The 25,204-nt window shown below is 66.2% G+C and carries 25 protein-coding genes; 10 read left to right on the top strand and 15 right to left on the bottom strand.

Going from position 1 to position 25,204, the window contains the following annotated elements; translation table 11 throughout:
- Positions 1-12 precede the first annotated feature (12 nt).
- Entirely contained in the window at positions 13-1,167 is a 1,155-nt protein-coding gene (locus CXY91_RS04035; protein WP_158673256.1) for an MFS transporter, read from the bottom strand.
- Positions 1,168-1,302: 135 nt separating this feature from the next.
- Here CXY91_RS04035 and CXY91_RS04030 point away from each other — a divergent pair, with 135 nt between their 5' ends.
- Positions 1,303-2,166 (top strand): hypothetical protein, encoded by an 864-nt coding sequence (locus CXY91_RS04030; RefSeq protein WP_158673255.1) that lies wholly within the window; start codon positions 1,303-1,305, stop codon positions 2,164-2,166.
- A 12-nt stretch (positions 2,167-2,178) separates the two neighbouring features.
- On the opposite strand, the gene CXY91_RS04025 is transcribed toward CXY91_RS04030, so the two are convergent.
- The 3 genes from CXY91_RS04025 to CXY91_RS04015 all read right to left on the bottom strand — a co-directional run bounded on the left by CXY91_RS04025 (position 2,179) and on the right by CXY91_RS04015 (position 5,001).
- A complete protein-coding gene (locus CXY91_RS04025) occupies positions 2,179-3,060 on the bottom strand; it encodes an ABC transporter permease (RefSeq protein WP_100959396.1) in 882 nt (293 codons plus the stop codon).
- Positions 3,057-3,863 carry an ABC transporter ATP-binding protein gene (locus CXY91_RS04020; RefSeq protein WP_248307345.1) on the bottom strand — a complete coding sequence of 269 codons (807 nt, stop codon included), beginning with the start codon at positions 3,861-3,863 and terminating at the stop codon, positions 3,057-3,059. The genes CXY91_RS04025 and CXY91_RS04020 overlap by 4 nt, the downstream gene beginning before the upstream one ends.
- 109 nt (positions 3,864-3,972) lie before the next feature.
- The gene (locus CXY91_RS04015) at positions 3,973-5,001 is read right to left on the bottom strand and encodes an ABC transporter substrate-binding protein (RefSeq protein ID WP_100959394.1); all 1,029 of its coding nucleotides are present in this window, start codon (positions 4,999-5,001) and stop codon (positions 3,973-3,975) included.
- A 284-nt stretch (positions 5,002-5,285) separates the two neighbouring features.
- On the opposite strand from CXY91_RS04015, the gene CXY91_RS04010 reads away from it, so the two are divergent.
- Positions 5,286-6,086, top strand: a complete 801-nt coding sequence (locus CXY91_RS04010) for a creatininase family protein (protein WP_100959393.1) — start codon at positions 5,286-5,288, stop codon at positions 6,084-6,086.
- 5 nt (positions 6,087-6,091) lie between these two features.
- On the opposite strand, the gene soxR is transcribed toward CXY91_RS04010, so the two are convergent.
- Positions 6,092-6,553, bottom strand: a complete 462-nt coding sequence (gene soxR, locus CXY91_RS04005; protein WP_091831181.1) for a redox-sensitive transcriptional activator SoxR — start codon at positions 6,551-6,553, stop codon at positions 6,092-6,094.
- 75 nt (positions 6,554-6,628) lie between these two features.
- Here soxR and CXY91_RS04000 point away from each other — a divergent pair, with 75 nt between their 5' ends.
- Positions 6,629-7,183, top strand: a complete 555-nt coding sequence (locus CXY91_RS04000; RefSeq protein WP_091831183.1) for an NADPH-dependent FMN reductase — start codon at positions 6,629-6,631, stop codon at positions 7,181-7,183.
- A 228-nt stretch (positions 7,184-7,411) separates the two neighbouring features.
- Positions 7,412-8,176, top strand: coding sequence for an MBL fold metallo-hydrolase (locus CXY91_RS03995; protein ID WP_100959392.1), 765 nt, complete (start codon positions 7,412-7,414; stop codon positions 8,174-8,176).
- 7 nt (positions 8,177-8,183) lie between these two features.
- On the opposite strand, the gene CXY91_RS03990 is transcribed toward CXY91_RS03995, so the two are convergent.
- The 5 genes from CXY91_RS03990 to otnK form a co-directional block, all read right to left on the bottom strand.
- The gene (locus CXY91_RS03990) at positions 8,184-8,579 is read right to left on the bottom strand and encodes a hypothetical protein (RefSeq protein WP_100959391.1); all 396 of its coding nucleotides are present in this window, start codon (positions 8,577-8,579) and stop codon (positions 8,184-8,186) included.
- 88 nt (positions 8,580-8,667) lie between these two features.
- On the bottom strand, positions 8,668-10,197 hold the full coding sequence (locus CXY91_RS03985; protein ID WP_100959390.1) for a malonate--CoA ligase: 1,530 nt from the start codon (positions 10,195-10,197) through the stop codon (positions 8,668-8,670).
- A gap of 37 nt (positions 10,198-10,234) precedes the next feature.
- Positions 10,235-11,563, bottom strand: coding sequence for a malonyl-CoA decarboxylase (locus tag CXY91_RS03980; protein WP_100959389.1), 1,329 nt, complete (start codon positions 11,561-11,563; stop codon positions 10,235-10,237).
- Between the two features lie 81 nt (positions 11,564-11,644).
- Entirely contained in the window at positions 11,645-12,085 is a 441-nt protein-coding gene (locus CXY91_RS03975) for a DUF6196 family protein (RefSeq protein WP_091831193.1), read from the bottom strand.
- Between the two features lie 31 nt (positions 12,086-12,116).
- A complete protein-coding gene (gene otnK, locus CXY91_RS03970) occupies positions 12,117-13,382 on the bottom strand; it encodes a 3-oxo-tetronate kinase (protein WP_100959388.1) in 1,266 nt (421 codons plus the stop codon).
- A 351-nt stretch (positions 13,383-13,733) separates the two neighbouring features.
- On the opposite strand from otnK, the gene CXY91_RS03965 reads away from it, so the two are divergent.
- The 3 genes from CXY91_RS03965 to CXY91_RS03955 all read left to right on the top strand — a co-directional run bounded on the left by CXY91_RS03965 (position 13,734) and on the right by CXY91_RS03955 (position 17,120).
- Entirely contained in the window at positions 13,734-15,239 is a 1,506-nt protein-coding gene (locus CXY91_RS03965; RefSeq protein ID WP_091831197.1) for an ABC transporter substrate-binding protein, read from the top strand.
- A gap of 67 nt (positions 15,240-15,306) precedes the next feature.
- Positions 15,307-16,251 (top strand): ABC transporter permease, encoded by a 945-nt coding sequence (locus CXY91_RS03960; protein WP_091831199.1) that lies wholly within the window; start codon positions 15,307-15,309, stop codon positions 16,249-16,251.
- Between the two features lie 8 nt (positions 16,252-16,259).
- Positions 16,260-17,120, top strand: coding sequence for an ABC transporter permease (locus tag CXY91_RS03955; protein ID WP_465246838.1), 861 nt, complete (start codon positions 16,260-16,262; stop codon positions 17,118-17,120).
- 105 nt (positions 17,121-17,225) lie between these two features.
- On the opposite strand, the gene CXY91_RS03950 is transcribed toward CXY91_RS03955, so the two are convergent.
- Positions 17,226-17,525, bottom strand: coding sequence for a GIY-YIG nuclease family protein (locus tag CXY91_RS03950; RefSeq protein ID WP_100959386.1), 300 nt, complete (start codon positions 17,523-17,525; stop codon positions 17,226-17,228).
- A gap of 205 nt (positions 17,526-17,730) precedes the next feature.
- On the opposite strand from CXY91_RS03950, the gene CXY91_RS03945 reads away from it, so the two are divergent.
- Positions 17,731-19,533 (top strand): gamma-glutamyltransferase family protein, encoded by a 1,803-nt coding sequence (locus tag CXY91_RS03945; RefSeq protein ID WP_100959385.1) that lies wholly within the window; start codon positions 17,731-17,733, stop codon positions 19,531-19,533.
- Positions 19,534-19,546: 13 nt separating this feature from the next.
- On the top strand, positions 19,547-20,272 hold the full coding sequence (locus CXY91_RS03940) for a DUF1028 domain-containing protein (RefSeq protein WP_100959384.1): 726 nt from the start codon (positions 19,547-19,549) through the stop codon (positions 20,270-20,272).
- Positions 20,273-20,390: 118 nt separating this feature from the next.
- On the opposite strand, the gene CXY91_RS03935 is transcribed toward CXY91_RS03940, so the two are convergent.
- The 4 genes from CXY91_RS03935 to CXY91_RS03920 all read right to left on the bottom strand — a co-directional run bounded on the left by CXY91_RS03935 (position 20,391) and on the right by CXY91_RS03920 (position 24,341).
- Positions 20,391-21,347, bottom strand: coding sequence for a dihydrodipicolinate synthase family protein (locus CXY91_RS03935; RefSeq protein WP_100959383.1), 957 nt, complete (start codon positions 21,345-21,347; stop codon positions 20,391-20,393).
- 73 nt (positions 21,348-21,420) lie between these two features.
- Positions 21,421-22,410, bottom strand: a complete 990-nt coding sequence (locus CXY91_RS03930) for a TRAP transporter substrate-binding protein (protein ID WP_100959382.1) — start codon at positions 22,408-22,410, stop codon at positions 21,421-21,423.
- A gap of 33 nt (positions 22,411-22,443) precedes the next feature.
- A complete protein-coding gene (locus CXY91_RS03925) occupies positions 22,444-23,712 on the bottom strand; it encodes a TRAP transporter large permease (protein ID WP_100959381.1) in 1,269 nt (422 codons plus the stop codon).
- Positions 23,712-24,341: a TRAP transporter small permease gene (locus CXY91_RS03920; protein WP_199777352.1), complete on the bottom strand. Its 630-nt coding sequence runs from the start codon at positions 24,339-24,341 to the stop codon at positions 23,712-23,714. Before CXY91_RS03920 ends, CXY91_RS03925 begins: the two co-directional genes overlap by 1 nt.
- 86 nt (positions 24,342-24,427) lie before the next feature.
- On the opposite strand from CXY91_RS03920, the gene CXY91_RS03915 reads away from it, so the two are divergent.
- A complete protein-coding gene (locus CXY91_RS03915; protein ID WP_100959380.1) occupies positions 24,428-25,093 on the top strand; it encodes a GntR family transcriptional regulator in 666 nt (221 codons plus the stop codon).
- Positions 25,094-25,204 lie beyond the last annotated feature (111 nt).

The raw sequence follows: 25,204 nt of genomic DNA, 5'->3' as shown, positions 1-25,204 counted from the left end.
CTGCTCCCGCGCTTAGATTCGGCCCCCGAGACCTGTATTGCCGCGGGAGTTGAGGAAGGCAAGGGCCGCCAAGACCAGCCCGAGCAGCGCGACCGGCACCATGGCGAGGAACACGCCCGGCCCGAACAGGCGATAGAGATAGCCGGACAGCACGGTAGCAAGCCCCATCACCAGCGCACTCACCGCAACGAGGCGCCCCTGCGCTGCCGCGCGGCGCGCCTCTGGGGACAGCGCCGACAGCGCCGCGAGCGTGCCGAGATGCATGCAGCCGAAAGTTATGCCGTGCAGCAGCTGCAGGACGGCGGTGATGGCAAGGCCGGGATCGACGCTCATCGCCGCGAAGCGCAGGACGGCGGCGACCGCCGCGATCGCGATCCAGCGCAGGCCGATGAGACCGCTCGCGGCAATGCTGCCCCCGACGAGGAAGACGGCGATCTCGGCAAGGACTGCAACCGCCCAGAGCCAGCCGACCGCCTCGCCGCTGAAGCCGATGCTGCGCCAGTGCAGGGAGCTGAAGGCATAGACCGCCGCATGTGTGGCGTTGACGCAAGCAGCCGCCCCGACAGCGAGCCAGAACGACATCCCGAAGCCAGCCGCAGACACTCCTCGCGGAGCGGCCGGCGAAATCCCCCCTGGCGGCGACGGAGCCTGCAGCGCGGCAAGCGCAGCGAGCGCACTGCTGCCGGCGAGGACGAAGGGGATCAGCCAGGCGCCGTGCTGCGCGATCAGGTAGCCGCCGGCGAGATTGGAGAGCACGAAGGTCACCGAGCCCCAGAGTCTGACCCGGCCATAATCCTTCAGTGCCCCGGCCTTGACCTGCGCGGTGGTCAGGACGTCGGCAAGCGGCACCACACCCGACAGGGCGATGGCGCTGAGCGCCGTCAGGACGGCGATCGGCAGGAAGTCCGCCTGCTGCGCCAGGGCGAAATAAGCAAGTGCTGCCAACGCATTGAGCAGCGCCAGCAGGATATTCGGGCGCAGGCGGTCACCGAGCCCCGTCACCGACGATGCCACGAAGACGCGCACCAGGATCGGAATCGCCAGCACATAGCCGATGTCGACATCGCCCAGTCCCGTGGAGGCGAGCCAGACGGGAAAGAATGGCAGATAGAAGCCCACGCCGAGGAAGTTCAGCGCGTGCATGAGCGAGAGGCGCAGAGCCAACACGCGCGAGAATCCGGTCCGGAGCGGCGGTGACATGCCTTTGGCAGCGATTTCTTAAAGAATCAGCAGCAATTTTGCCGATGGGCATCTTCGGTCGGCGAAACACGATTCGACCAGCCCATGGAGTGCAGCCTGGCCATGAGCGACGCGCGTTCGCTATCTCCGCTGAGCGCGGCCGACTATGACGCGATTGCCGCCGCCGTGATGGAAACGGCGCGCGGCCGCTGGTTCCTGTCTGAATATGCCAGGCGCAACCGGCAGACCGACACCGAGATGGTGCTGTCGGCGATCGCGCGCCTCGAACGGCTCTGCACGGTGCCGGTTGCGCTGCCGGAGCTGGGGCCGGAATTCTCGGAAACCGCCCGCACCATCGCCGAACTGCGCGACGATCTCGACCGGGGCGGCGCCTCGGCCCGCCTGTCGGCCCGCATCCAGGAGACCACCGCCGGCATCATCGAGGCGGCCGAATCCATCCAGGAGATAGCCTGGACCCTGCGCGAGAGCGGCGTGGAGCCCGAGCTATGCGATCGGCTCGACCGGCGCGCGAGCGAGATCTATGGCGCGACCACCGTGATCGAGGCCGGCGCCAACCAGATCGAGAAGGTCTCGGACACAGTCGCCATGCTCGATGCGAGCTTGCGGGCCGCAGCCGAGGTCGCGGCCGAGGAATCGCAGCCGGCCGTGCCTCCCGCGCCCGCGCAACCGGCCATCATCGACCCGATGACCGATCTCGGTGACATCGATGTGGTCGATGCCGGAACGAAGCAGCGCGTGCCGCTGAACGAGACCGGGCTGCACCAGCAGACGCAGCCCTATCGCCGGCGCAGCAGCACCCAGGTGGCCGAGGACGATATCGCCTTCGCCGATGTCGGTGCACCGCCAGAATCGATCCTGCTGCCGGACACGGCCAGTTCGGCGCGGCTCGAGCTCAGCTATTCCGAGGCCGACCTGCGGGCGATCGCCTCGCTGCCGGTCGAGGACCGACTGCATTTCTTCGGCTGAATTCGTCCCGCCTCAGTTCTCGCGCCTCAGCGCGCTCTCATGCCAGCGCCGCAGCAGGAGATGCGAGATCAGGCTGGTCGCGAGGAAGATGGCGATGCCCGAGAGCGAGATCATCAGCAGCGCCGCAAAGACGCGCGGGATCTTGAGCTGATAGCCGGCCTCGAGGATGCGGTATGCCAGCCCCGATTCCGAACCGCCCGTCCCCGCCACGAACTCGGCGACGACGGCGCCGATCAGCGCGAGCCCGCCCGAGATCTTGAGACCTGCGAGGAAATAGGGCAGCGCCGCCGGCAGCTTGAGATAGCGCAGCGTCTGCCAGCGCGTCGCGCCATGCAGCTGGAAGAAATTGATCAGGTTGTGATCGGCCGAGTTCAGCCCGAGGATGGTGTTTGACAGGATCGGGAAGAAGGCGACGATCCAGGCGCAGATCAAGAGCGACAGGTTGATGTCGCCGGCCCAGATGATGATCAGCGGCGCGATCGCGACGATCGGCGTCACCTGCAGGATCACCGCATAGGGCAGCAGCGCCATCTCAAGCCATTTCGACTGAGTGAAGAGCACAGCGAGCGCGACGCCGACGATCACCGCCGCCGCCAGCGCCATGAAGGTGATGCGCAAGGTGATCCAGAGCGAGGCCGAGAGCGTGCCCCAATCGGCGATCAGGGTCTGGCCGACCAGAAGCGGCCCGGGCAGCACATAGGACGGCACCTCGTTCCAGCGCACGGCGAACTCCCAGAGCCCGAGCACCAGGATGCCGACGAAGATCGGGGCGAGGATGCGCGGCCAGAAGCTGACCGGCAGGCCGAGGATGCTGGGCTCGGCAAGCGCGAGCGGACGGGCTTCGGCATCGGTGCCGTCATGCGGCACGGCAGCCGCGGAGGACGGAGAGCTCATGCGCCGATCGCCTCCTTGAGCTTGCCGGAGGCCAGTCGGCAGAGATGGGCGTATTCGGCCGAGGTCCGGAACAGCTCGTCGCGCGGATAGGGCGCGGAGACGTCGAGATCGGCCATGACGCGGCCGGGGCGGGCTGCCATCACCACGATGCGCTGCGAGAGATAGACCGACTCGAACACCGAATGGGTGACGAAGACTGCGGTGAAGCGCTCGCGCCACCACAGGTTCAGGAGGTCGTCGTTGAGGCGATGGCGAGTGATCTCGTCGAGCGCGGCGAAGGGCTCGTCCATGAGCAGGATCTTCGGCCGCATCACCAGCGCGCGGGCAATCGAGACCCGCATCTTCATGCCGCCGGAGAGCTCGCGCGGATACGACTTTTCGAAACCCTTGAGACCAACCAGCGCCAGCATCTCGGCGGCGCGCGCTTCGGCTTCGCGCTTCGGCACATGCTTCAGCGTCAGAGGCAGCATGACGTTGGACAGCGCATTGGCCCAGGGCATCAGCGTCGGGTCCTGGAAGACGAAGCCGAGGTCGCGCCCTGCCTTGTCCTCACTCGAGCCGGGCCAGTCGATCGTGCCGGTGGAGGGGCTGCCCAGCCCGGCGATCATGCGCAGCAGGGTCGACTTGCCGCAGCCGGAGGGGCCGAGCAGGCTGACGAATTCGCCGGTGCCGAGATCGAGATCGACATCGCGCACGGCGATGGTGCCGTTGGCGAACTGCTTGGAGACCCGCCGGATCGAGACGAGCGGAGCCCCGCTCGCCTGCCCCCCCGCCGGATGTGTGCTCAGATAGGCTGTGTCCAAAGGCCTGACGATCCGTTGTGTGAAAGGCCGTCATTCTCGGGCGCAGCGGAGCGCAGACCCGAGAATCTCCGGCAAGAGATGCTCGGGACAAGCCCGAGCATGACGCATTTCAGGGCTTGCCGACGCCCTTGTTGATGAACTCCAGGCTGTAGGCCTTCTTCACGTCGACGCCCGCGGGGATGACGCCCGCCTCGGTCATGGTCTTGGCGAAGCTTTCCCAGCGCGCGTCGGTCATGGCGCCGATGCCGAGCGTCTTCGCATCCCCCGAGGCGACGATGCCGTTGTCGTTCATCACCTTGAGGGCGTAGTCGATCTTCTCCTGATCCATGTCGGGATTGTCCTTCAGGATCCGGGCATTGGCGGCGGCGATGTTCGGGCCACCCTTCATGTATTCGGCCCAGCCCTCGGCCGTCGCGTCGACGAAGCGCTGCACGATCTCCTTCTTCTCCTGCACCATCTTGCGGGAGATCGTGATCGTCGTGTTGTAGTTCTCGAAGCCGGCATCGGCGAGGAGATGGACGACGGGCTCGACGCCAGCCTTGCGGATGACGAAGGGCTCGGAGGAGAGGAAGCCCTGCTGGGTCAGCTTCTTGTCGGCCAGGAACGGCGCCATGTTGAAGGTGTAGGGCCGGATCTGCTCGTCCCGATAACCGAATTTCAGCTTCAGGAACGGCCAGAAGCCGACGCGGGCCTGCGCCGCGATCAGGATCGGCTTGTCCTTGAGGGCGGCGAGCGAGTCGTTGCCCTGGCCGGGATGCGAGATCAGGACCTGCGGGTCCTTCTGGAAGATCGAGGCGATGACGAGGAAGGGCAGGTTCTCCTGCGCGAAGCTCAGCGCCTCCAGCGAATTGCCCATGATCATGTCGACGCGGCCGCCGAGCAGGAGCTGGGTCGGGTTCTGCTGCGGGCCACCGGGGCGGATGTCGACGTCGAGCCCGTACTTCTTGTAGATGCCGTTGGCGGCGGCGAGATAGAAGCCGCCATGCTCGGTCTGGGCGCGCCAGTTGGTCTGGTAGCTGACCTTGTCGAGGGTCTGCGCATTGACACGCGCGCCCGGCACCGGGATCAGCACCGAGGCGGCCGAGCCGCCGAGCAAGCCAAGCGCAGCGCGCCGGTCGAGGCGATATTTCATCGTCATGGCCTAACCCCCTCCATCATGTCGCGAACCTGTCGCCGGACCGCACAACCCTTGCATCCAGCAGATAGCCTGTATGCCACGGCCTGTGGGCCGCTGGAAATGCGCCGTCGCCGGCTTTCGCACAGACAGGCTTTGCCGGCGAGGCTCCGGCCCGCATGGCATGCGCATGCCACCAGCCCTTCCCTCGTCATTCGCGGCCACTATGCTGGGCAGTCCTGTCGCCCTGAGGCAGCAGGCGCGAATCGCGGGGCCTGCCCGCAGCTTGATCGACGAGACATCGAGACATGACCGCACGCTTCTGGGGCGACCTGAAGACCACCGACTTCGCCGGCCTCTCGCCCGAGGCGACCATCGCGGTGCTGCCGCTCGCCGCGATCGAGCAGCACGGCCCGCACCTGCCTGTGTCTGTCGACACCACCGTGATGAACGCGATGCTGGCGCTGGCGATGCCGCAGGTCCCGGCCGGGCTCGACGCGTTGGTGCTGCCGACGCAGGCGATCTGCAAGTCGAACGAGCACCTGCATTCGCCGGGCACGCTGACGATCTCCTGGGAAAGCGCGATCCGCAGCTGGATCGAGATCGGCGAGAGCGTGAAGCGCGCCGGCCTGCGCAAGCTCGTGCTCGTCACCTCCCATGGCGGCAATGTCGACCCGATGAAGGTGGTGGCGCGCGAGCTGCGCGTCAGCCAGGGCATGTTCGCGGTCTCGACCTCCTGGAGCAATTTCGGCCTGCCGCCGGAGCTCTATGGCGAGATGGACGCCAGGCACGGCATCCATGCCGGCGACATAGAGACCTCGCTGATGCTGCATTTCCGGCCCGACCTCGTCGACATGAGCAAGGCCGAGCGCTTCGTGCCGCGCACGGTCGAGATGGCGGATGAGGGCTATAGATGGCTGCGGCCGACCGGCGCGCATCCCTTCGCCTGGATGGCGCAGGACGTTCACCCTTCTGGCGCGGCGGGCGATGCCAGCCTCGCCACGGCAGAGAAGGGCAAGGCGACAGCCGAGTTTCAGGCCAGAGGCTTCATCGAACTGCTGGCGGATGTGGCGCGGTTTCCGCTGGCGAAGCTGCACAAGGCGGGGTGAGTGCATCAATCCGGATCGAGCAGCCTCGGCCCCGCCCCCTGCTTGCCGAGCTCGTCCCAGGGATTGTGCAGCGGGCAGCTCTTCACCGAGAGGCAGCCGCAGCCGATGCAGTCGTTGAGGTGGTCGCGCAGGCGCGTCAGCCGGTCGATGCGGTGCTCCAGCTCCTCCTTCCAGGCGGCCGAGAGCCGGCTCCAGTCCTCGGCCGTCGGCGTGCGCTCCTGCGGCAGCGCCTTGAAGGCCTCGCGGATGGTCTTGAGCGGGATGCCGGTGCGCTGCGCCACCTTGATGATGGCGACACGGCGCAGCACCTCGCGCGGATAGCGGCGCTGGTTGCCGGCATTGCGGCGGCTGCGGATCAGCCCTTCGGCCTCGTAGAAGTGCAGCGCCGAGACCGCGATGCCGCTGCGGCTCGCGACCTGGCCGACGCTGAGATCGTCGGCAAAGGGATTGCGGGCTGGGTGCTTCATGGCGCTTGACCTTAACCTTACTTGAGGTCTTATAGAGGTCGCTCCGCTGCATCGCCAGCCCCTCGGAGCCTTCCCATGCATCGCCCGCTCATCCCCCAGATCAAGGTTGCCGTGATCTATGGCAGCACGCGCCAGGGGCGCCTGTGCACCAAGGTCGCCGGCTGGACGATCGCGCAGATCGAGGGCGACGGCCCGTTCTGCGTCGAGAGCGTCGACCCCGGCGCGCACGACCTCGTCGAGCAGACGGAGCGGCTCGGCCGCGCCGACGCCTTCATCGTGGTCACTCCCGAATACAATCGCAGCTTCCCGGCCCCGCTGAAGGCGCTGATCGACGGGACCGGCGCACAATGGCGCGGCAAGCCGGTCGGCTTCGTCTCCTATGGCGGGGTCTCCGGCGGCTTGCGCGCCGTCGAGCAACTGCGGCTTGTCTTTGCCGAACTGCATGCCGCGACGATCCGCGACGGCGTCTGCTTCGCCAATGCCTGGGACCAGTTCGACGAGACTGGTCGCCTGCGGGACGCCGACCGTGCCGAGCGGGCGATGGCGACCATGCTCGGACAGCTCCATTGGTGGGCGAGCGCGCTCAGGACGGCCCGCAACACCGTGCCTTACGGCCAGTTCGCAGCCTGAGCAGCATCCGGCGGAACACACTCTCGGTAGCCCGCTCGCAGAGATCTTCTCGCGCCGGCGGGTCGTAGGAGGCAAATTCCACGTCCCGAGGACCGCGCGTGGAAAATCTCCCTGACAATGCAGGCATCCAACGCCGCGATGCAGTTTGCTTCACAAATTGGAACTGGTCGTGGCCGCGGCATCCGGCGAAGGATCGGGCAAACCGATCCCTCGCACAGCGGAGCCGCCATGCAGCTCAAACTCCTGCGCAACGCCCTGCTCAAGCTGAGCTATGCCGGCAAGACCCTGCTGATCGATCCCGATTTCGGCGAGAAGCTCAGCCGCCGCTCGATCGCCGGCAAGTCGCAGAACCCGATGGTCGACCTGCCCGAGCCGATCGAGGAGATCCTCGCCGGCGTCGATCACGTCATCGTCTCGCATCTGCACGCCGACCATTTCGACGAGGTCGCCAAGGCGCGGATCCCCAAGGATATTCCGCTGATCTGCCAGCCCGGCAATGAGGAGGCGATCCGGGCGGCCGGCTTCAGCAATGTCGAACCGCTCGCATGCTTCGTCCGGATCGGGCCGATCGTGGTCAAGTCACAGCCGGCCCAGCATGGCACCGGGCCGGTCGTCGAGGTGATGGGAAAGGTGATGGGCCTCACCCTGGAAGCGCCGGGCGAACCTTCAGTCTACTGGTGCGGCGACAGCGTGCTCTATCCGCCGCTGCAGGAGGCCGTCACCAAGGCCGAGCCCGACGTGATCATCACCCATTCCTGCGGCGCCCTCTGGGACGGCACGCTGATCGTCATGGATGCGCAGCAGACGCTCGACCTTGCCGAGCAGGCGCCGCAGGCGGTGATCGTCGCCGTCCACATGGAAGCGCTCGATCACGCAACGGTCAGCCGGCAGGCGTTGCGCGAAGCGGCCGAAGCCCGCGGCATCGGCCGCGAGCGGCTCCTGATCCCGGCGGATGGCGAGACGATCGACCTGAAGGCGCCGATGGGCGCCTGAGCGGTGCTTACCTAACGCGCTTGGCGTCGACACCAAAGGAGCGGAATGTATTGCGGTCGACGACGGTTACGGTCGTCGACGAGCTGGAATTGCCGAACTCGCTCTTGCTGGACATCTCCAGCACGCACTCTCCGGCACCGGCGCCGGGTTTGGTGGTCCATTGGCCGGAGGTGACCTGCTCCTCCCACTTCCCTTCCTGATTGACGAAGCGGCGGACGGCCCTGAACGAGCCGTCGGCGTTGTAGGCGTCGAGATTGTCGACCTTGACCTTCATCGGCCCCATGGCGACGTCGCCCTTGGTGGCCCAGCGCCCGGTCAGCGCACTGCGGCAATCAGTAGCGGCCGAGGCGATCCCTGCCGAACAGAAGAGGGCTGCAAGGAGCGGCAGGAGGATGCGTCGCATGATAATCTCCGAAGGACGGTGCGGATATCGCTGCACCGATCCTTGCTCCGGAAACGCCTGATCGCGTCCTCCATTCGAAGGATAGCTCCTACTCCCCTGCCTTGAGCTGCTTGGCATAGATGTCCTTGTACTGCTCGCGCAGCAGGTTCTTTTGGACCTTGCCCATGGTGTTGCGCGGCAAGTCGGCGACGACGAAGACCTGCTTGGGCTGCTTGAACTTGGCGAGGCGCTGCTCCAGGGCCTTGGCGATGCCGGCGGCGCTGATATCGGCCCCGGGCTTGGCTACCACCACGGCGGTGACGCCCTCGCCGAAATCCGGATGCGGGCAGCCGATCACGGCGCTCTCGATCACGCCCGGCATCTCGTCGATCTCGGCCTCGACCTCCTTGGGGTAGACGTTGTAGCCGCCGGTGATGATCAGGTCCTTGCCGCGCCCGACGATGTGGACATAGCCGGCCGGATCGATCTTGCCGAGATCGCCGGTGATGAAGAAGCCGTCGGCGCGGAACTCAGCCTTGGTCTTCTCGGGATTGCGCCAATAGCCCTTGAAGACGTTGGGGCCCTTGACCTCGATCATGCCGATCTCGTCACGGGCGAGCTCCTTGCCGGTCTCCGGATCGGTGACGCGCGCGAGTACGCCGGGCAGCGGGAAGCCGACCGTGCCGGCCACCCTGTCCCCGTCATAGGGATTCGAGGTGTTCATGTTCGTCTCGGTCATGCCGTAGCGCTCGAGGATGGCGTGGCCGGTGCGCTCGCGCCATTCGCGATGCGTCTCGGCCAGCAGCGGCGCCGAGCCGGAGACGAAGAGGCGCATGTGCTTCGTCGTCTCCTTGATTAGCCTCTGATCCTGCAGGAGCCGGACGTAGAAGGTCGGCACGCCCATCATGCTGGTGGCCTTAGGCAGGTATTTGAAGACCTGCTCCGGATCGAACTTCGGCAGCAGGATCATTGCGGCACCGGCGAACAGGATCACGTTGGTCGCGACGAAGAGGCCGTGGGTGTGGAAGATCGGCAAAGCGTGCAGCAGCACGTCGTCCTTGGTGAAGCGCCAGTAATCGACCAGCGCCAGCGCGTTCGAGGCGAGGTTGTCATGGCTGAGCATGGCGCCCTTGGAACGCCCGGTCGTGCCGGAGGTATAGAGGATGGCGGCGAGATCGTCGGCGACGCGCGCAATGTCGGCGAACTCGGCCGAGGCGGCATTGGCCTTGTCGAGCAGGCTGCCCGTGCCGACGCCGAGCGTCTCCAGCTTGGCCCCGGCCTTGTCGGCGAAGGGCTTCAGCGCCTCCGCCTTGGCCGGATCGCAAACGAAGACGGCCGGTTCGGCATCGCCGAGGAAGTATTCGATCTCGGCCGGGGTATAGGCGGTGTTGAGCGGCAGGAAAATCGCGCCGGCACGAACCGTGCCGAGATAGAGCATCAGTGCCTCGATGCTCTTCTCGACCTGGACGGCGACCCGGTCGCCCGGCTTCACGCCTAGCGCCATCAGCGCGTTGGCGAAGCGGGCGGAGACCGCGACCATGTCGGCGTAGGAATAAGTCCGGCCGTCATCGAGAAACGCGAAGGGCGCGGTCGGCGCCGGCATGCGGGCCTTGATCAGGTCGAACAGATGATTGCCCATGATTTCGGGTCCTTTCAGGCGTTTCCGTTGTCTATGTTCACTTGGTCGCGGGCCGAAGCTGCTTCTTCACCGAGGAGGAGGCGACCACGGTGTTACGGCTGGCGAAGGCCTCGTGATTGGCCTCGATGTCGTCGAGCTCATAGCGGTAGTTGACCATCACGCCATGCGACTCGCGCAGGCCCCGGTCGGAGAGATTGCCGCCGACATTGATGCGCTCCAGCCGCGCGCCATTGCCGAGATGGAAACGGGCGACCGGATCGATCACGCGCCCTGACGATGTCCTCGCCCGCAGCATGTACTGCGCCATCATCTGGCCGAGCAGCTTGTCGCGGCGGGCGCGGGTGACCTCATCCTGCGCCGCGACCTCGGACGGGGCCTGCATCAGCAGCGCCGCCTCCTCATTGGTCAGGCCAAGTTCTGCCGGCTCGGCCAGCGCCGGACCCAGCCAGCGGGCGAAGCCCGGCACCGGCGAGAGCGTGACGAAGACGTCGAGCCCCGGTAGTTCCCGCTTCAGGTCCTCGGCGACCTGCTTGATCAGGAAGTTGCCGAAGGAGATGCCGCGCAGGCCCTCCTGGCAGTTCGAGATCGAGTAGAACACCGCTGTGGTGGCCGAGGAGGCCGACAGGACCTCGCGATCCTCGCTCAGAACGTCGACGATGCGGCTTGGGCTCTCGCGGGTCAGCGCCACCTCGACGAAGATCAGTGGCTCGTCGATCAGCTGCGGATGGAAGAAGGCGAAGCAGCGCCGGTCGGCCGGCTCGAGCCGGCGGCGCAGATCGTCCCAGTCCTTGATGGCGTGGACCGCTTCGTAGCGGATGATCTTCTCCAGCACATTGGCCGGCGTAGTCCAGTCGATCCGGCGTAGCACCAGGAAGCCGCGGTTGAACCAGGAGCCGAACAGATGCCGGAAATCGGCATCGACCGCCTTGAGCTCCGGCTCCTGCTTCATCGCCTCGAACAGGCTCTCGCGCATGCGCACCAGCACATGCGTACCGCCGGGAGCGAGGTTGAGCCGGCGGAACAGCTCCTGCCGGCGGGGTTCGGAGGCGAGATGGAGCTGCCCGATCGCCTCGGCGTCGGGATTGTCGCGATAATGCTGCAGCGCGGCGTCAAGCCGTTCGCGATCGGGGCCGAAGCGCTCCTGCAGCAGGCGGAAGAAGGCGAGCCGGCCAGCCTCGTCGAGCTGCTGCCAATCCTCCAGCACGGCCTGGGCCAGCGCCATGCCCGTGGCCTCGCCGCGGCCCGAGAGCAGGTCCTCGCAGAGCTTGTCGAGCGGCCGGCGGCGGTTCGAGGCGAAGCGCTCGAAATTGATCAGCGCCCGGCCGCGATCGGCGACGCTGGTCAGGAGATCGCCAAGAAACGCCATTTGCACCTCCGAATGCCTCGCTTGCTCCGCCTATCCTATATAAGTTCGCTGCAGTGCAAACGTACGGCCCTGCGGCGAATATCAGCCGGCGGTTCCTTCCACCAATGCGTTGACCTCGGCGATGACCGCGGCAGCGAGGGCGACTGGCACACCCCAATAGTCGAAAATCCCCCCGTCAAGGCGATTCTGTCCGCAGGTGACAAAGACCCCTGTGCCGAAGCGCTGCTTGAAGCGGCTGGCCAGCCAGCCGACAAAGCCGCTGTTGTCGGCGCCGGCCGGGAAGTGAAACCGAAACAGGCCGAACAATTCCTCGTTCGCATCGTCGCAGGGGACGAGCTGGCTCCAGACTTGATCATCGCGGACCAGAGCCAGCGCGTCGGGCCGCACCGCGCCCGGAAAGGCCGACAGCGGAAACTCCAGGAATGCGTACGTGTCGCTATAGACCTGAAGCCGTGCCTGCGTCGTTACCTGCAGCAGTCGGCGCTCGGTCGCCTCGGGTGTCTCATGCGATATGTTGACCATCGGATCTGTCTCCCGGCCTCGGCAAATGGTCCTATCGGAGCAAGTCCCACGCCTTGAGGAAAAAATCAGGCGCACCGAAATTCCCCGACTTCAGTGCGACCACCATCTCCGGCCCGTCGACGACGCGGGTCCAGGGTACGCCGGGATCGATCTCCGGGCCGATCTCCAGGGTGCGGATGGCAAGCCCCTGCACGACCGCGCCGGAAGTCTCGCCGCCGGCGACGAGCAGGCGCGTGACGCCGCCGGTGTTCAGCAGCCGCGCGACCTCGGCGAAAGCATGCTCGACGATCTCGCCGGCCCTGTCGCGGCCGAGCTTGTCCTGCACCGACGCGACCTCGGCCGGATCGTCGCTGGAATAGACGAGGAAGGGCTTGCCGACGGGCTGAGCCAGAGCCCAGTCCGCCAGTTCCTTCGCCGTCTGCTTGCCGCTGGCCAACGCCAGCGGATCGACCTTCAGCGCGGGAATGCCAGCCGCGAGCGCCGCCTTGATCTGGCCACGCGTCGCGGTCGAGCAGCTGCCGGAAATGATGCCGGCGCGGCCGGCCGGCGCGGCGAGATGCTTCGCGGTCTCGCGCCAGGGCAAGAGGCCCGCCTTGCGAAAATTCTCGGGCAGGCCCATCGCGATGCCGGAGCCGCCAGTGAGCAGGACATGATCGGAAATGGCCTCGCCGAGCACCATCAGATGGCCATTGTCGAGCGCATCGGTGACGACATAGCGCACGCCATCAGCCGCCAGGTCGGCCAGGCGCTTGCGCACGGCGGCCGCGCCCTGGTTGACCGCGGCATAGGAGGCGAGCCCGACCTTGTGAGCGGTCTGCGCGCCCATCAGCCGCATCAGGTTCGAGTCCCGCATCGGCGTCAGCGGATGATCCTTCATCGAGCTCTCGTGCAGCGGCACCTCGCCGACGAAGAGGTAGCCCTGGAAGATCGAGCGGCCATTGGCCGGGAAGGCCGGGCAGACGATCGCCTGATGGGCATTGAGGCGCTGCATCAGCGCGTCGGCGACCGGGCCGATATTCCCTTGCGCGGTCGAGTCGAAGGTCGAGCAGTATTTGAACAGGATCTGCCGTGCGCCGGCCGCGAGCAGCGCCTCGCAGGCAGCGAGCGAATCCGCGACGGCCTCGGCGACGGGATTGGTGCGCGACTTCAGCGCGACGACGACGGCATCCGCTTCAGGCAGCTTGGCACCGGCTGCGGGAGCACCGATGACCTGGACCGTACGCATCCCGGCGCGGTTCAGCATCAGGGCGACGTCGGTCGCGCCCGTCATGTCGTCGGCAATCACACCCAGCAGCATCACTAGACCTTTCCTGTGCCCCGCGCCTCGAATTCGCGCGTCATTGGCGGAATCTTGCATACCAGAATTCGTGCGAGCGGCGACAGACCTTGGTCGCCCTGCCGTCATGCAGGCACCGGCGGTAGCCGATCGTCACACTGTATCCATTGCACCAATCGCGGTGGCGTGGAATGTTCGCGGCAACGCCCGGCCGGAGCAAGCCGAGCCTATCGACGATCACCGAAAAATGCGCCAGCTTGGTACCGAATGGGACCAACTCAGAATGACCCGCGGAACTCCCGCAAGCGCCGAAGAGCGAGGGAGCGCCATTCAGCGGGCCAGGATCAACACAAAACAATCAGGGGAACAGCCATGAAGCGTATCGTTCTGCTGGCGTCGGCGGCCTTGCTGGGCCTCGCCGCATGTCCAGCCCAAGCCCAATCGCCATCGACCTTGCGGATCGGGCTCCAGGAGGACCCCGACATGCTCGACCCGCACAAGGCCCGCACCTTCGTCGGCCGCATCGTCTTCATGGGGCTGTGCGACCGGCTCGTCGATATCGATCCCGAGCTGAAGATCATCCCGCGGCTGGCGACCGAATGGTCTTTCTCAGGCGATGGCCTGACACTGACGATGAAGCTGCGCACCGACGCCAAGTTCCATGACGGCGAAACGTTCAACGCAGAGGCGGCCAAGGCCAATCTCGAACGGGCGATGACGCTGCCGGATTCGCTGCGCAAATCCGAGCTCGCCTCGGTCGAGAGCGTCAGCGCGCCCGATCCGGCGACGCTGGTCCTCAAGCTGAAGCGGCCCGATGCGACGCTGCTCGCCCAGCTCACCGACCGCGCCGGGATGATGCTGTCGCCGAAGAGCCTCGGCCCCGACATCACCGCCAAGCCGATCTGCTCCGGCCCCTACCAGTTCGTCGAGCGCGTCCAGAACGACCGGATCGTGCTGGAGAAGTTCAAGGGGCACTGGGAGGCCGACAAGTACCAGTTCGACCGGATCGTCTACCGCGCCATCCCCGACACCACCGTCCGCCTCGCCAACCTGCGCGCTGGCGAGCTCGACATGCTGGAACGGCTGGCTCCGACCGATGTGAAATCGGCCCAGGGCGACAAAAGCCTGAAGGTCCAGAGCACGGCGAACCTCGGCTATCAGGGCATCACCATCAACACCAATCATGGCGACGCTGCCAACCAGCCGATGGGCAAGGACAAGCGCGTCCGGCAGGCGCTGTCGCTGTCGATCGACCGGAAGGTGCTGAGCCAGGTGGTGTTCGAGGGGCTCTATGCGCCGATGAACCAGCCCTTCAATCCGGGCAACCAATACCTTTCCGCCGCCCTGCCCGTGCCGGAGCGCGATGTCGCCAAGGCCAAGGCGCTGCTGAAGGAAGCCGGCCAGAGCAAGGTATCGGTCGAACTCTTCGTCACCAACAACCCCGTCGACGCCCAGCTCGGCCAGGTGATCCAGGCGATGGCGCAGGAAGCCGGCATCGACATCCAGATCCGCTCCAGCGAGTTCGCCAGCCAATTGCGCGACCAGCAGCAGGGCAAGTTCCAGATGAGCCGCATCGGCTGGTCCGGCCGCATCGACCCGGATGGCAACATCCACCAGTTCGTCACCACCAAGGGCAACCAGAACGACGGCAAGTATTCCAACGCCGAGGTCGACAGGCTGCTCGACGAAGCCCGCACCATCTACGACGTTGCCGAGCGCAAGAAGCGCTACGACGCGGCACAGAAGATCCTGCAGGACGAACTGCCGATCGTCTATCTCTACAACCAGACCGTCTTCTTCGCGCTGCGTTCGAACATCCAGGGCTTCGTCATCAATCCCGACGGGATGATCCGGCTTTCGGGGCTGAAGCGGTCGTGACACGTTCATCCGAGACGAGTGAGCGCAGCCGCGCTCCCTCCCCGGCCTGCAATGGCGACCGGCAGCCATGCTCGCCCTGATCGGCCGGCGCCTCCTGATCGCGATCCCGACGCTGTTCCTGGTGTCGCTGTTCGTCTTCGCCCTGCAAAGGGCGCTGCCGGGCGACCCGTTCCTGGTCATCGCCGGCGAGGAGCGCGACCCCGAGGTGATCGCGCGCCTGCGCCAGATCTACCGGATGGACGATCCGATCGTGGTGCAGTTCTTCGCCTGGCTCGGCCAGGTCATCCAGGGCGATTTCGGCCGCTCGCTGCGGACCGGCGAGCCTGTGCTGGGGCTCATCATCCAGAAGCTCGGCGTCACCTTCCAGCTCGCCGTCGCCTCGATGCTGGTCGCGGTGGGCATCGGCATCCCCGCCGGCATCATCGCCGCCAGGCGCAAGGATACCATCGCCGACTATTCCGCCAGCGCGGTGGCGCTGTTCGGGCTCTCGGTCCCGCATTTCTGGCTCGGGATCATGCTGATCCTTTTGGTCTCGGTCGAATTGCGCTGGCTACCGGCCTCGGGCTTCGAATCGATCTTCAGCGATCCGCGCGCCGCGATCGAGCGGTTGATCATGCCGGCCTTCGTGCTCGGCGGCGGGCTCGCCGCATCGCTGATGCGTCATACCCGCTCCGCCATGCTCGAAGTGCTGCAATCGGACTATGTCCGGACCGCGCGCGCCAAGGGGTTGGCCGAGGACGCCGTGATCAACCGGCACGCGCTGCGCAACGCGCTGGTGCCGATCATCACCCTGTCGACGATCCTGTTCGGCGAACTGCTCGCCGGCGCAGTGCTGACTGAGCAGGTCTTCACCATTCCCGGCTTCGGCAAGCTGATCGTCGATGCCGTCTTCAACCGCGACTACGGCGTCGTCCAGGGTGTCGTGCTCTGTACCGCGATCGGTTTCATCATCATGAACCTCCTCGCCGATGTCCTTTATATCCTCGTCAATCCGCGCCTGAGGGACGGCTGATGGGCGCCATGACCGTCCGTGCCACCGGCGCGACCTTTCAGGGCCGCGGTTCCCTCCGCAAGCTGATGCGCAGCCGCTCGGCCCGGATCGGCGGCCTGATCGTGCTCATCTTCGTCGCGATGGCGTTGCTGGCGCCGCTGCTGCCGCTCGCCGACCCGCTGAAATCGAATTTCCTCGCCATCCGCAAGCCGCCGTCCGAGCTATACTGGTTCGGTACCGACGAGCTCGGCCGCGACCAGGTCTCGCGGCTGATCTTCGGAGCGCAGGCCTCGCTGCTCGCCGGCATCGTCTCGGTCGCAATCGCGCTCGCGGTCGGCGTCCCGATCGGGCTGATCGCCGGCTGGTATGGCGGCTGGATCGACGCGGTGATCTCGCGCGTCACCGAGGCCCTGCTCGCCTGCCCGTTCCTGATCCTGGCGATCGCGCTCGCGGCCGTGCTCGGCCCGTCGCTGACCAATGCGATGATCGCGATCGGTCTCTCATTCGCGCCGATCCTGATCCGGCTGGTGCGCGGCCAGGTGCTGGCGATCAAGAACGAGGAGTTCGTGGACGGTGCCCGCGCCATCGGCGGCGGCAAGCTCTACATCCTGTTCCGCCATGTCGCGCCGAACACGCTTTCGCCGATCATCGTGCAGTCCACGCTGTTCATGGCGCAGGCGATCGTACTGGAGGCCGCTCTCTCCTTCCTCGGCCTCGGCCAGCAGCCGCCCTCCCCGTCCTGGGGTCAGATGCTCAACGTCGCCAAGAATTTCATGGAGCAGGCGCCGTGGATGTCGGTGGCGCCCGGCGTCGCCATCTTCCTGGCGGTCCTGGGCTTCAATCTGCTCGGCGACGGCCTGCGCGACGCGCTCGATCCGAAGGAACAGTGAGTGCTGCCCTCCTCCTCAGCCCTCATCCTGAGGAGCCGCGTAGCGGCGTCTCGAAGGATGCTCCGGAAAGCTCGGGAATTGCCCGCGCTGAAGGTGTGGGACGGTTCATGTTCTGCGCCTCGCCAGTTCGGGCAAAAGCTCCCAGCGGCCTTCGATCATCGCTTGCTTCTTTGCGCGCGACCAACCCTTGACCCGGCGCTCCATGGCAATAGCGTCAGTGATGCTCTGAAAGTGTTCCGCAAACACCAACACCACCGGCCGTCGCTTGAACGTGTAACTATCAGGATAGAGACCGGCATTGTGCTGCCCGACCCTTGTCTCAACATCGATCCTGGTCGTTCCGGTGTAGAAGCTACCGTCACTGCAGCGGAGAATGTAGAGCCAGCAGCCGTCATGCTCTCGCATGCTGTTACGAGTCCTCGTTCCCTTCTCAGCCCTCATCCTGAGGAGCGCCGTAGGCGTGTCTCGAAGGATGCTCCAGAGAGCTCCGGAACCAACTGGAGCATCCTTCGAGACGCGCTCCTGAGGAACGCTCCTCAGGATGAGGGCTGAAGGTAGGAAACGCGATCCGCCCCAGAGCCGATTTTTTCAACAACCAGTGGATACCCCGATGTTCACCACCCGCCCCGAGATCCTCGGCACCTTCGGTGTCGTCACCTCGACGCATTGGCTCGCGACCGCTTCGGGCATGGCGATGCTGGAGAAGGGCGGCAACGCCTTCGACGCCTGCGCCGCCGCCGCCTTCGTGCTGCAGGTGGTCGAGCCGCACCTCGTCGGCCCGGCGGGAGACATGCCGGCGGTGTTCTATTCGGCTGAGACGAAAAAGGTCGAAGTGCTCTGCGCCCAGGGGCCCGCGCCAGCAGCGGCGACGATCAAGGCCTACAAGGATCTTGGCATCGACATCATCCCCGGCGACGGCCTGCTCTCGACCGTGATACCCGGGGCCTTCGGCGGCTGGATGACGATGCTGCGCGACCATGGCCGCCTGCCGCTGCGCGAGGTGCTGGAGCCGGCGATCGGCTATTTCGAGAACGGCCATCCGATGCTGCCGCGCGTCTCCGACACGATCGCGGGCTTGAGCGACCTCTTCACCAAGGAATGGCCGACCTCGGGCGCAGTCTACCTGCCCGGCGGCAATGTCCCGAAGGGCCGCGAGCTCTTCCGCAATTCGGCCGCCGCCAACACCTACAAGCGCATCCTCGCCGAGGCGGAGGCCGTCGGCGGCGACCGGCAGAAGCAGATCCAGGCCGCCTACGATGCCTGGTACAAGGGCTTCGTCGCCGAAGCGATGGACGCCTTCTGCCGCACGGAAGCGCCGATGGATTCGACCGGCCGCCGGCACAAGGGCCTGCTCACCGCGCAGGACCTGGCCGGCTGGACGCCGCACTACGAGGCGCCGGCGAGCGTGACCTACCATGATTGGGAGGTCTTCAAGATCGGCCCCTGGGGCCAGGGTCCGGTGTTCCTGCAGACGCTGAAGATCCTCGAAGGCTTCGATCTTTCCGCCATGGGTCCGGCGAGCCCGGAGTTCATCCATCACGTCGCGGAAGCGATGAAGCTCGCCTTCGCCGATCGCGAGGCCTATTACGGCGACCCCGATTTCGTGAAGGTGCCGCTGGCGACGCTGCTGTCGGACGACTATGCCCGCGGCCGGCGCGAGCTGATCGGCAACGAGGCCTCGCTCGAAATCCGTCCGGGCGCAGTCGCCGGCTTCGAGGCGCAGGTCGCGCAGGCTCTCGCCAATATCCGGATCGCCGGCCAGCATGGTGCCAAGGGCGGCGCGACCGTCGGCGAGCCGACATTGGCCTCGATGGTCGCCTCGTCGCGGCGCGGCGACACCGTGCATATCGACGTCATCGACCGCTGGGGCAACATGGTCGCGGCGACGCCCTCGGGCGGCTGGCTGCAATCCTCGCCGGTGATCCCGGAGCTCGGCTTCCCGCTGAACTCGCGTGCCCAGGCCTTCTTCCTCGAAGAGGGCCTGCCGTCCTCGCTGGCGCCCGGCAAGCGCCCGCGCACGACGCTGACCCCGACCATCGCCTTCGAGAACGGACAGCCGCGCCTCGCCTTCGGCACGCCGGGCGGCGACCAGCAGGAGCAATGGCAGCTCGGCATGTTCCTGCGCCGCGTGCATCACGGCCTCAATCTGCAGGAGGCGATCGACCTGCCGCTGTTCCACACCCAGCATTTCCCCTCGACCTTTTATCCGCGCGAGGCGCGGCCGGGGCATCTCACGGTCGAGGAGAGCGTCGGCGAGGCGACATTGGCCGAGCTCACCCGGCGCGGCCACAGGCTGGAGAAGGCGCCGGCCTGGACGGTGGGGCGGCTGACCGCAGCCGAGAAGAGCGCCGACGGGCTCTTGCGCGCCGCCGCGACGCCGCGTCTGATGCAGGCCTACGCCGCCGGGCGGTAGGAGGCCTTCTTCGATGACATGGTCCATCGTCGCTCGCGACGCCGCGACCGGCGCCTATGGCGTCGCCGTCTCCACTTGCGCCTTCGCCGTCGGCGCGCGCGTACCCTATGGCTGCGGCCGGGTCGGCGCGATCGCGACCCAGGCCTTCGTAAACCCGCTCTACGGCGTGGACGGCCTGAGATTGCTTCAGGAGGGGCGATCCTCGGTCGAGATCATCGCCAACCTGACCGCGGCCGATGAAGGCCGCGCGCACCGGCAATTCCATCTGATCGACCGTGACGGCCGCACGGCGTCCTATACCGGCAATGCCTGCATCGACTGGTGCGGGGCGGTGAACGGGCCGCAGGTCTCGGTCGCCGGCAACATGCTGGCGGGGCCGGAGGTCGTCCAGGAGACGCTGAAGGCCTATGTCGAGAATTCGGGGCTCGACTTCGACGAGCGCCTGCTGGTCGCGCTCGAAGCCGGCGAGAAGGCCGGCGGCGACAAGCGCGGCCGGCAATCCTGCGCGATCAGGATCTGGGCAGGCGAGCCGGTGCCGAGCTTCGACATCCGGGTCGACGACCATGCCGAGCCGCTCACCGAATTGCGCCGGATCTGGCGGGTGGCGCATCAGCGCTCCGTGCCGTTCCAGCAGGCCTCGCCTTCGCGGGCGCGGCCGGCCGGCGTCACCGACCGGGCCGAGCTCGACCGGCTGTGTGCGGAGTATGCCGAGGCGTGGAACGCGCGGCATCCGGAATAACGATCGCGGCAGTCGATCGTCATGCTCGGGCTTGACCCGAGCATCTCGGAAACCAGTGTTCTCTCGTCATGAGATTCTCGGGTCGGCGCTGCGCGCCGCCCGAGAATGACGACCTTGCTCAAGCCGCCTTGGCAGCGCGCCCTTCGGCCGCCCATTTGGCGTACCAGCTCTTGAAGCGGCGCCATTCGGTCTCGACATAATTGCGCTGGGCGTCGGAAAGCCTGTCAGCGTCGTTGAAATGGCGCTCATAGGCCTTGTGGCCTTCCAGCACCATCAGGTGCTTGTAGTAGAGTACGAGGTCGACGCCCTCGTCGAAGGACGACAGCACATACAGCGCCCGCTCCAGTTCGAGCGCATCACGCTCGGCCTGCGGGTCGCCGGCGGCGGCCTTCTGCGAGAGCGCGACGAGGTGCAGCACCTCCTTGGGCAGGGCATTGCCGATGCCGGTGATGGCGCCCCTGGCGCCGCAGCGGATGAAGCCGTGCGTCACCTGCGTGTCGACGCCGACCATCAGGGTCAGCTTGGGATCGCGGTTGGTGATGTGCTCGGCCGCATAGGTCAGCGCGGCGCCGCCGCCGAACTCCTTGAAGCCGACGAGATGCGGGAAGCGCTGATTGAGCGCGAAGAACAGGTCGGCCTTGGTCTCGTAGCCGTAATAGGGGCTGTTGTAGATCACCGAGGGCAGGTCGACCGCGGCTTCCAGGATGCCTTCGAAATGGGCGCGCTGCGCCTGGAGCGAAGAGCCGCGCGAAAGCACGCGCGGAATCACCATCAGGCCCTGCGCCCCCGCTTTCTTGGCATGGGCGGCGAGCGCTGCGGCGCGCTTGGGGTTCTGCGCGCCGGTGCCGACGATCAGTGGGATGCCGCCCTTCACCAGGGCTTCGACGCCCTCCATGCGCTGCTCGTCGGTGAGCAGCGGCCAGTCGCCCATCGAGCCGCAATAGACGACCGCCGACATGCCGGCGTCGATCAGATGGCGGCCGGTGCGCACCAGCTCGGCGTAGTCGACGTCGCCCGCGGCGGTGCAGGGGCTCATCAGGGCGGGAATCGTACCGCTGAAGATGTTCTTGGTCATGGCAGGTATCCGCTCGCGGGAGGAAATGCGGCTGCGGGCGGAGCGCCCGCAACCGGGATGATAGCTGAAAAAATCAGGCCGTGATCGCCTTGCCGGCCTTGCGCAGGTCGGCCAGCACCGGCGCCTTGGGCAGCCAGATCTTGTCGAACTCGGCGACGACGGCCTCGGCATCCTTCGGATTGGCGAGCTTGAAGTTGGCGCCGGCCGCCTTGAACTGCTCGACAAGCTTGGGCTCGTTGACCGCGAGTGCGTCGATCTGCTCGTCGAGCGCGGTACGGACCGTCTTCTGAATCAGCTCGCGGTCGGCCGCTGGCATGCCTTGCCAGACACGGCCCGAGGCGAGCGCGATCACCGGCATGAAGATCGCGTTCATCTGCAGGATGGTCTTCGAGACCTTGTCGAAGCGCTGGTTCCAGGAGAACTCCAGATCCGCCTCGAGCCCGTCGACCTGGCCGTTGGTCATCGCGTCGAAGACCTGCGGCGTCGGGATCGGGGTCGGGGCGGCGCCGAGCAGCTGGTAGAAGTCGCGATAGACCGGGGTCGGGTTGATGCGCAGCTTCATGCCCTTGATCCCGGCGACACCGTCGATCTCCTTGGCGGAGAAGACGGCGCGCATGCCGGTGATGCCCCAGGCCATGCCGACGCAACCGGTCTCGCGCGGCAGGACATCGAACAGCTTCATCGCGACGGGATCGCGCACCAGCTTGGCGATCTTGGCAGTGGAGTCGACGATATAGGGCGCGGTGATCGCGCCGATCGCCGGAACGCGCGAACCAAGCTCTGCGGCCATGATCCAGCCGAGGTCGAGCGCGCCGGACTGCATCTGCTGCAGCATCGCCGCTTCGTTGCCGAGCTGGCCGGAATGGAAGACCGTCAGGTTCAGCCGGCCATTGGTCTCGGCCTTCAGGCGCTCGCCGACCTTTACGGCCGCGACGTTCCAGGGATGGCCGTTCGGGGTGAGGATGCCGAGGCGCAGCTCCTTGCTCTGGGCGAGCAGCAGCGCCGGCTTGGCGATCGGCAGGGTCGCAGCGGCAGCGATGAGATGACGGCGTGAAATGGTCATGACGGAACTCCCCTTATTGGTTGGCAGGCAGGTTCACTTCACCAGGGCCAGCGAGAGCCATGGATAGATCGAAAGCAGGACCAGGAGGACGCAGGAGATGATGAAGAAGGGCAGCGTCACCATGAACATCCTGCCGGGCTTGGCCCCCGTCACCGCGGCGGCGACGAAGAAGCACAGGCCCACCGGCGGCGAGAGCAGGCCGAGCACGAGGTTGATCACCACGACCACGCCGAAATGGCGGGGGTCGATGTTGTAGACCTCGGTCGCGATCGGCAGCAGGATCGGTACCGTCATGATCAGGCCGGGAATGCCGTCGATCACCGTGCCGATGACCAGCAGGATGACGTTGACCAGCAGCATGAATGTCACCGGATCCTTGGCGATCGCCTGGATCGAGGCGGCGACAGCCTGCGGAACCTTGCCGTAGACCAGCACCCAGGAGAACACGGCGGCAGCGGCGACGAGGAAGAGCACGATCGCCGAGTAGACGCCGGCGCGCAGCATCATCTGCGGCATCTGCTTGAATTTGAGCTCCTTGGTCCAGTAGCAACCGATCAGCGCCGCCGCGACCGAGCCGACCGCGGCCGCTTCCGTCGCATTGGCGAAGCCGCCGAGGATCGAGCCGACGATCACGATCGGGATCAGCAGCGTCGGCGCGGCGCCCAGCACGATCTTGACCCGCTCGCGCAGGGAGAGCTTGTCGCCGGCCGGATAGTTGTAGACGAAGCCCATGCCGGCGATGACGAGGAAGAACAGCAGCGTCAGCAGCACGCCCGGCACAATGCCGGACATCAGCATGTCGCTGACCGAGACCTGGGCCAGCACGGCGTAGACGACGAACATCACCGAGGGTGGGATGATCGGCCCGAGCATGCCGCCATAGGCGGTGAGGCCGGCGGCGAAGTCCTTGTCGTAGCCCTTGCGCTCCATCTCGGGGACCATGACCTGCGCCATGATCGCGACCTGGGCCGTCGCCGAGCCGAGGATCGAGGAGACGAACATGTTGGCGAGGATATTGACATAGGCCAGCCCGCCCTTGAGCGAGCCGACGAAGGCCATGGCGAGGTCGACGATGCGGCGGGTGATGCCGCCGCCATTCATGATCTCGCCGATCAGGATGAAAAGCGGGATCGCGATCAGCCCGTAGCTGTCGACACCACCGAACATCTGGAGCGGATAGTTCGGCAGCAACTGCATGTTGCCGGCCGCCGCCATGTAGATGAGGGCGCCCAGGCACAGGCACAGCGCGATCGGCACGCCGGCCAGCATGATGCCGAAGAAGGCTCCAACCGTGAGTGCCATCAGTTCACCACCCCGTCGGCATTGGCGGCAGCGAAGCCGGGCAGCTCCTGCTTCGCGACCAGGCCGAGATCCTCGAACAGGTTCGCCAGCGCATGCAGCGTCATGGTGAAGGCGAAGAGCGGCATGATCAGGTAGATCACCCAGGTCGGCCAGTTCAGCGTCTGGGTCCGCTCGGTGTAGATGAAGTTGAACGACTGGCCGGCATAGTCCCTGGCGTCGAAGCCGGCCTGGGCGATGCCGACCGGATCGAGCCAGAGCCAGCACATCACCCCGAGGGCGACGCCGAACAGGACCACGCCGAGCGTTGCGATCACCCGGAAGATCGCGGCGCCACGCGCCGAGAAGCGCTCGGTCAGCATGGTCACTGCGAAATCGAGCCGCATGCGCGTCATGGCGGAAGCGCCGATGAAGGTCAGCCAGACGACGCTGTAAACCGCGGATTCGTCGATCCAGTAGATCGGGTAGCCCGTGTAGCGCGTGACGACGTTGAGCAGGATCAGCGCCGAGAGCAGGAACATCAGCGCCTGGATAGCGCGATGCTCGACCCGGAGCAGGCCTCCGGACACGGCGACGATCGCCTCCGGCACGGCCATGGAGCGGCGGTTCGCCGCGACAGCTTCGTTGTTCATACTTGCCTTCCCCTTGCCACTTTGTAGATTGTATAAAATCTACGTGTCAATGGTTTTTCGTGCGGCGATCCACTACGGTGCAGTCGATGTCACCTCCCCTGAAACACCGCACCCTTGCCTCGGCGATCGTCGATCGCCTGCGACAGGAGATCCTCGCCGGCAGCTATCCGGCCGGCTCGCAATTGCGGCAGGACGCGCTGGCGCAGGCCTATGAGGTCAGCCGCATCCCCGTGCGCGAGGCGCTGTTCCAGCTCGAGGCGGAGGGTTTCGTCAGGATCGTCCCGCACAAGGGCGCAATTGTCTCGGGGCTGTCGCTGGACGAGATCAACGACGTCTTCGAGCTGCGAAAGCTCCTGGAGCCGCGGCTGCTGGCGAGCTCGGTGCCGGTGCTGACGGCTGAAGACTTCGCCGCCGTAGCCGGAATGGAAGCCGCCTTCGAGGAGGCGATGACGGCGCGCGACATCAGCCGCTGGGGGCTGCTCAACGCCGATTTCCACATGGCGCTCTATGCCCGCGCGACGCAGCCGCGCACGCTCGCGATCGTCGCGGGGCTATTGCAGACCAGCGATCGCTATACGCGGCTGCAATTGCAGCACAGTTCATCGATCGAGCGGGCGCGGACCGAGCACAACGAGCTGATCCGACTCAGCCGTGCCGGAGCGATGAAGGAGGCGTGCCGCCTCCTCGTCGACCATATCGAGCTGGTGCGGCGAGACCTGGTGGCCTTCCTGGAGGAGCGCGGGAAGGGGTAGCAAGGATCGCGTCGCAAACGTGAGGCGCGGGATCCCCTCTCCCGGATGGGAGAGGGGTAGGGGTGAGGGCCCGCCGCTGATTACTCAAACGCAACGGCGCCGCTGCGACCT

Origin of the sequence: Allobosea sp. FBZP-16 (assembly GCF_002831785.1) — a bacterium.
GTDB classification, from domain to species: Bacteria; Pseudomonadota; Alphaproteobacteria; order Rhizobiales; family Beijerinckiaceae; genus Allobosea; species Allobosea lupini.
This window is presented reverse-complemented; position numbering and strand designations above follow the sequence as displayed.

Excerpts from the sequence above, each read along its gene's own strand:
- CXY91_RS03975 (WP_091831193.1), bottom strand. The coding sequence starts at position 12,085 with ATGGTCAACATATCGCATGAGACACCCGAGGCGACCGAGCGCCGACTG.
- soxR (WP_091831181.1), bottom strand. The coding sequence starts at position 6,553 with ATGAAGCACCCAGCCCGCAATCCCTTTGCCGACGATCTCAGCGTCGGC.
- CXY91_RS03930 (WP_100959382.1), bottom strand. The coding sequence starts at position 22,410 with ATGACCATTTCACGCCGTCATCTCATCGCTGCCGCTGCGACCCTGCCG.
- CXY91_RS04010 (WP_100959393.1), top strand. The coding sequence starts at position 5,286 with ATGACCGCACGCTTCTGGGGCGACCTGAAGACCACCGACTTCGCCGGC.
- CXY91_RS04025 (WP_100959396.1), bottom strand. The coding sequence starts at position 3,060 with ATGAGCTCTCCGTCCTCCGCGGCTGCCGTGCCGCATGACGGCACCGAT.
- CXY91_RS03925 (WP_100959381.1), bottom strand. The coding sequence starts at position 23,712 with ATGGCACTCACGGTTGGAGCCTTCTTCGGCATCATGCTGGCCGGCGTG.
- CXY91_RS03940 (WP_100959384.1), top strand. The coding sequence starts at position 19,547 with ATGACATGGTCCATCGTCGCTCGCGACGCCGCGACCGGCGCCTATGGC.
- otnK (WP_100959388.1), bottom strand. The coding sequence starts at position 13,382 with ATGCTGCTGGGTGTGATTGCCGACGACATGACGGGCGCGACCGACGTC.
- CXY91_RS04030 (WP_158673255.1), top strand. The coding sequence starts at position 1,303 with ATGAGCGACGCGCGTTCGCTATCTCCGCTGAGCGCGGCCGACTATGAC.
- CXY91_RS03950 (WP_100959386.1), bottom strand. The coding sequence starts at position 17,525 with ATGCGAGAGCATGACGGCTGCTGGCTCTACATTCTCCGCTGCAGTGAC.
- CXY91_RS03960 (WP_091831199.1), top strand. The coding sequence starts at position 15,307 with ATGCTCGCCCTGATCGGCCGGCGCCTCCTGATCGCGATCCCGACGCTG.
- CXY91_RS03915 (WP_100959380.1), top strand. The coding sequence starts at position 24,428 with ATGTCACCTCCCCTGAAACACCGCACCCTTGCCTCGGCGATCGTCGAT.
- CXY91_RS03990 (WP_100959391.1), bottom strand. The coding sequence starts at position 8,579 with ATGCGACGCATCCTCCTGCCGCTCCTTGCAGCCCTCTTCTGTTCGGCA.
- CXY91_RS04015 (WP_100959394.1), bottom strand. The coding sequence starts at position 5,001 with ATGACGATGAAATATCGCCTCGACCGGCGCGCTGCGCTTGGCTTGCTC.
- CXY91_RS04000 (WP_091831183.1), top strand. The coding sequence starts at position 6,629 with ATGCATCGCCCGCTCATCCCCCAGATCAAGGTTGCCGTGATCTATGGC.
- CXY91_RS03945 (WP_100959385.1), top strand. The coding sequence starts at position 17,731 with ATGTTCACCACCCGCCCCGAGATCCTCGGCACCTTCGGTGTCGTCACC.
- CXY91_RS03935 (WP_100959383.1), bottom strand. The coding sequence starts at position 21,347 with ATGACCAAGAACATCTTCAGCGGTACGATTCCCGCCCTGATGAGCCCC.
- CXY91_RS03980 (WP_100959389.1), bottom strand. The coding sequence starts at position 11,563 with ATGGCGTTTCTTGGCGATCTCCTGACCAGCGTCGCCGATCGCGGCCGG.
- CXY91_RS03955 (WP_465246838.1), top strand. The coding sequence starts at position 16,260 with ATGACCGTCCGTGCCACCGGCGCGACCTTTCAGGGCCGCGGTTCCCTC.
- CXY91_RS03985 (WP_100959390.1), bottom strand. The coding sequence starts at position 10,197 with ATGGGCAATCATCTGTTCGACCTGATCAAGGCCCGCATGCCGGCGCCG.
- CXY91_RS03920 (WP_199777352.1), bottom strand. The coding sequence starts at position 24,341 with ATGAACAACGAAGCTGTCGCGGCGAACCGCCGCTCCATGGCCGTGCCG.
- CXY91_RS03995 (WP_100959392.1), top strand. The coding sequence starts at position 7,412 with ATGCAGCTCAAACTCCTGCGCAACGCCCTGCTCAAGCTGAGCTATGCC.
- CXY91_RS03965 (WP_091831197.1), top strand. The coding sequence starts at position 13,734 with ATGAAGCGTATCGTTCTGCTGGCGTCGGCGGCCTTGCTGGGCCTCGCC.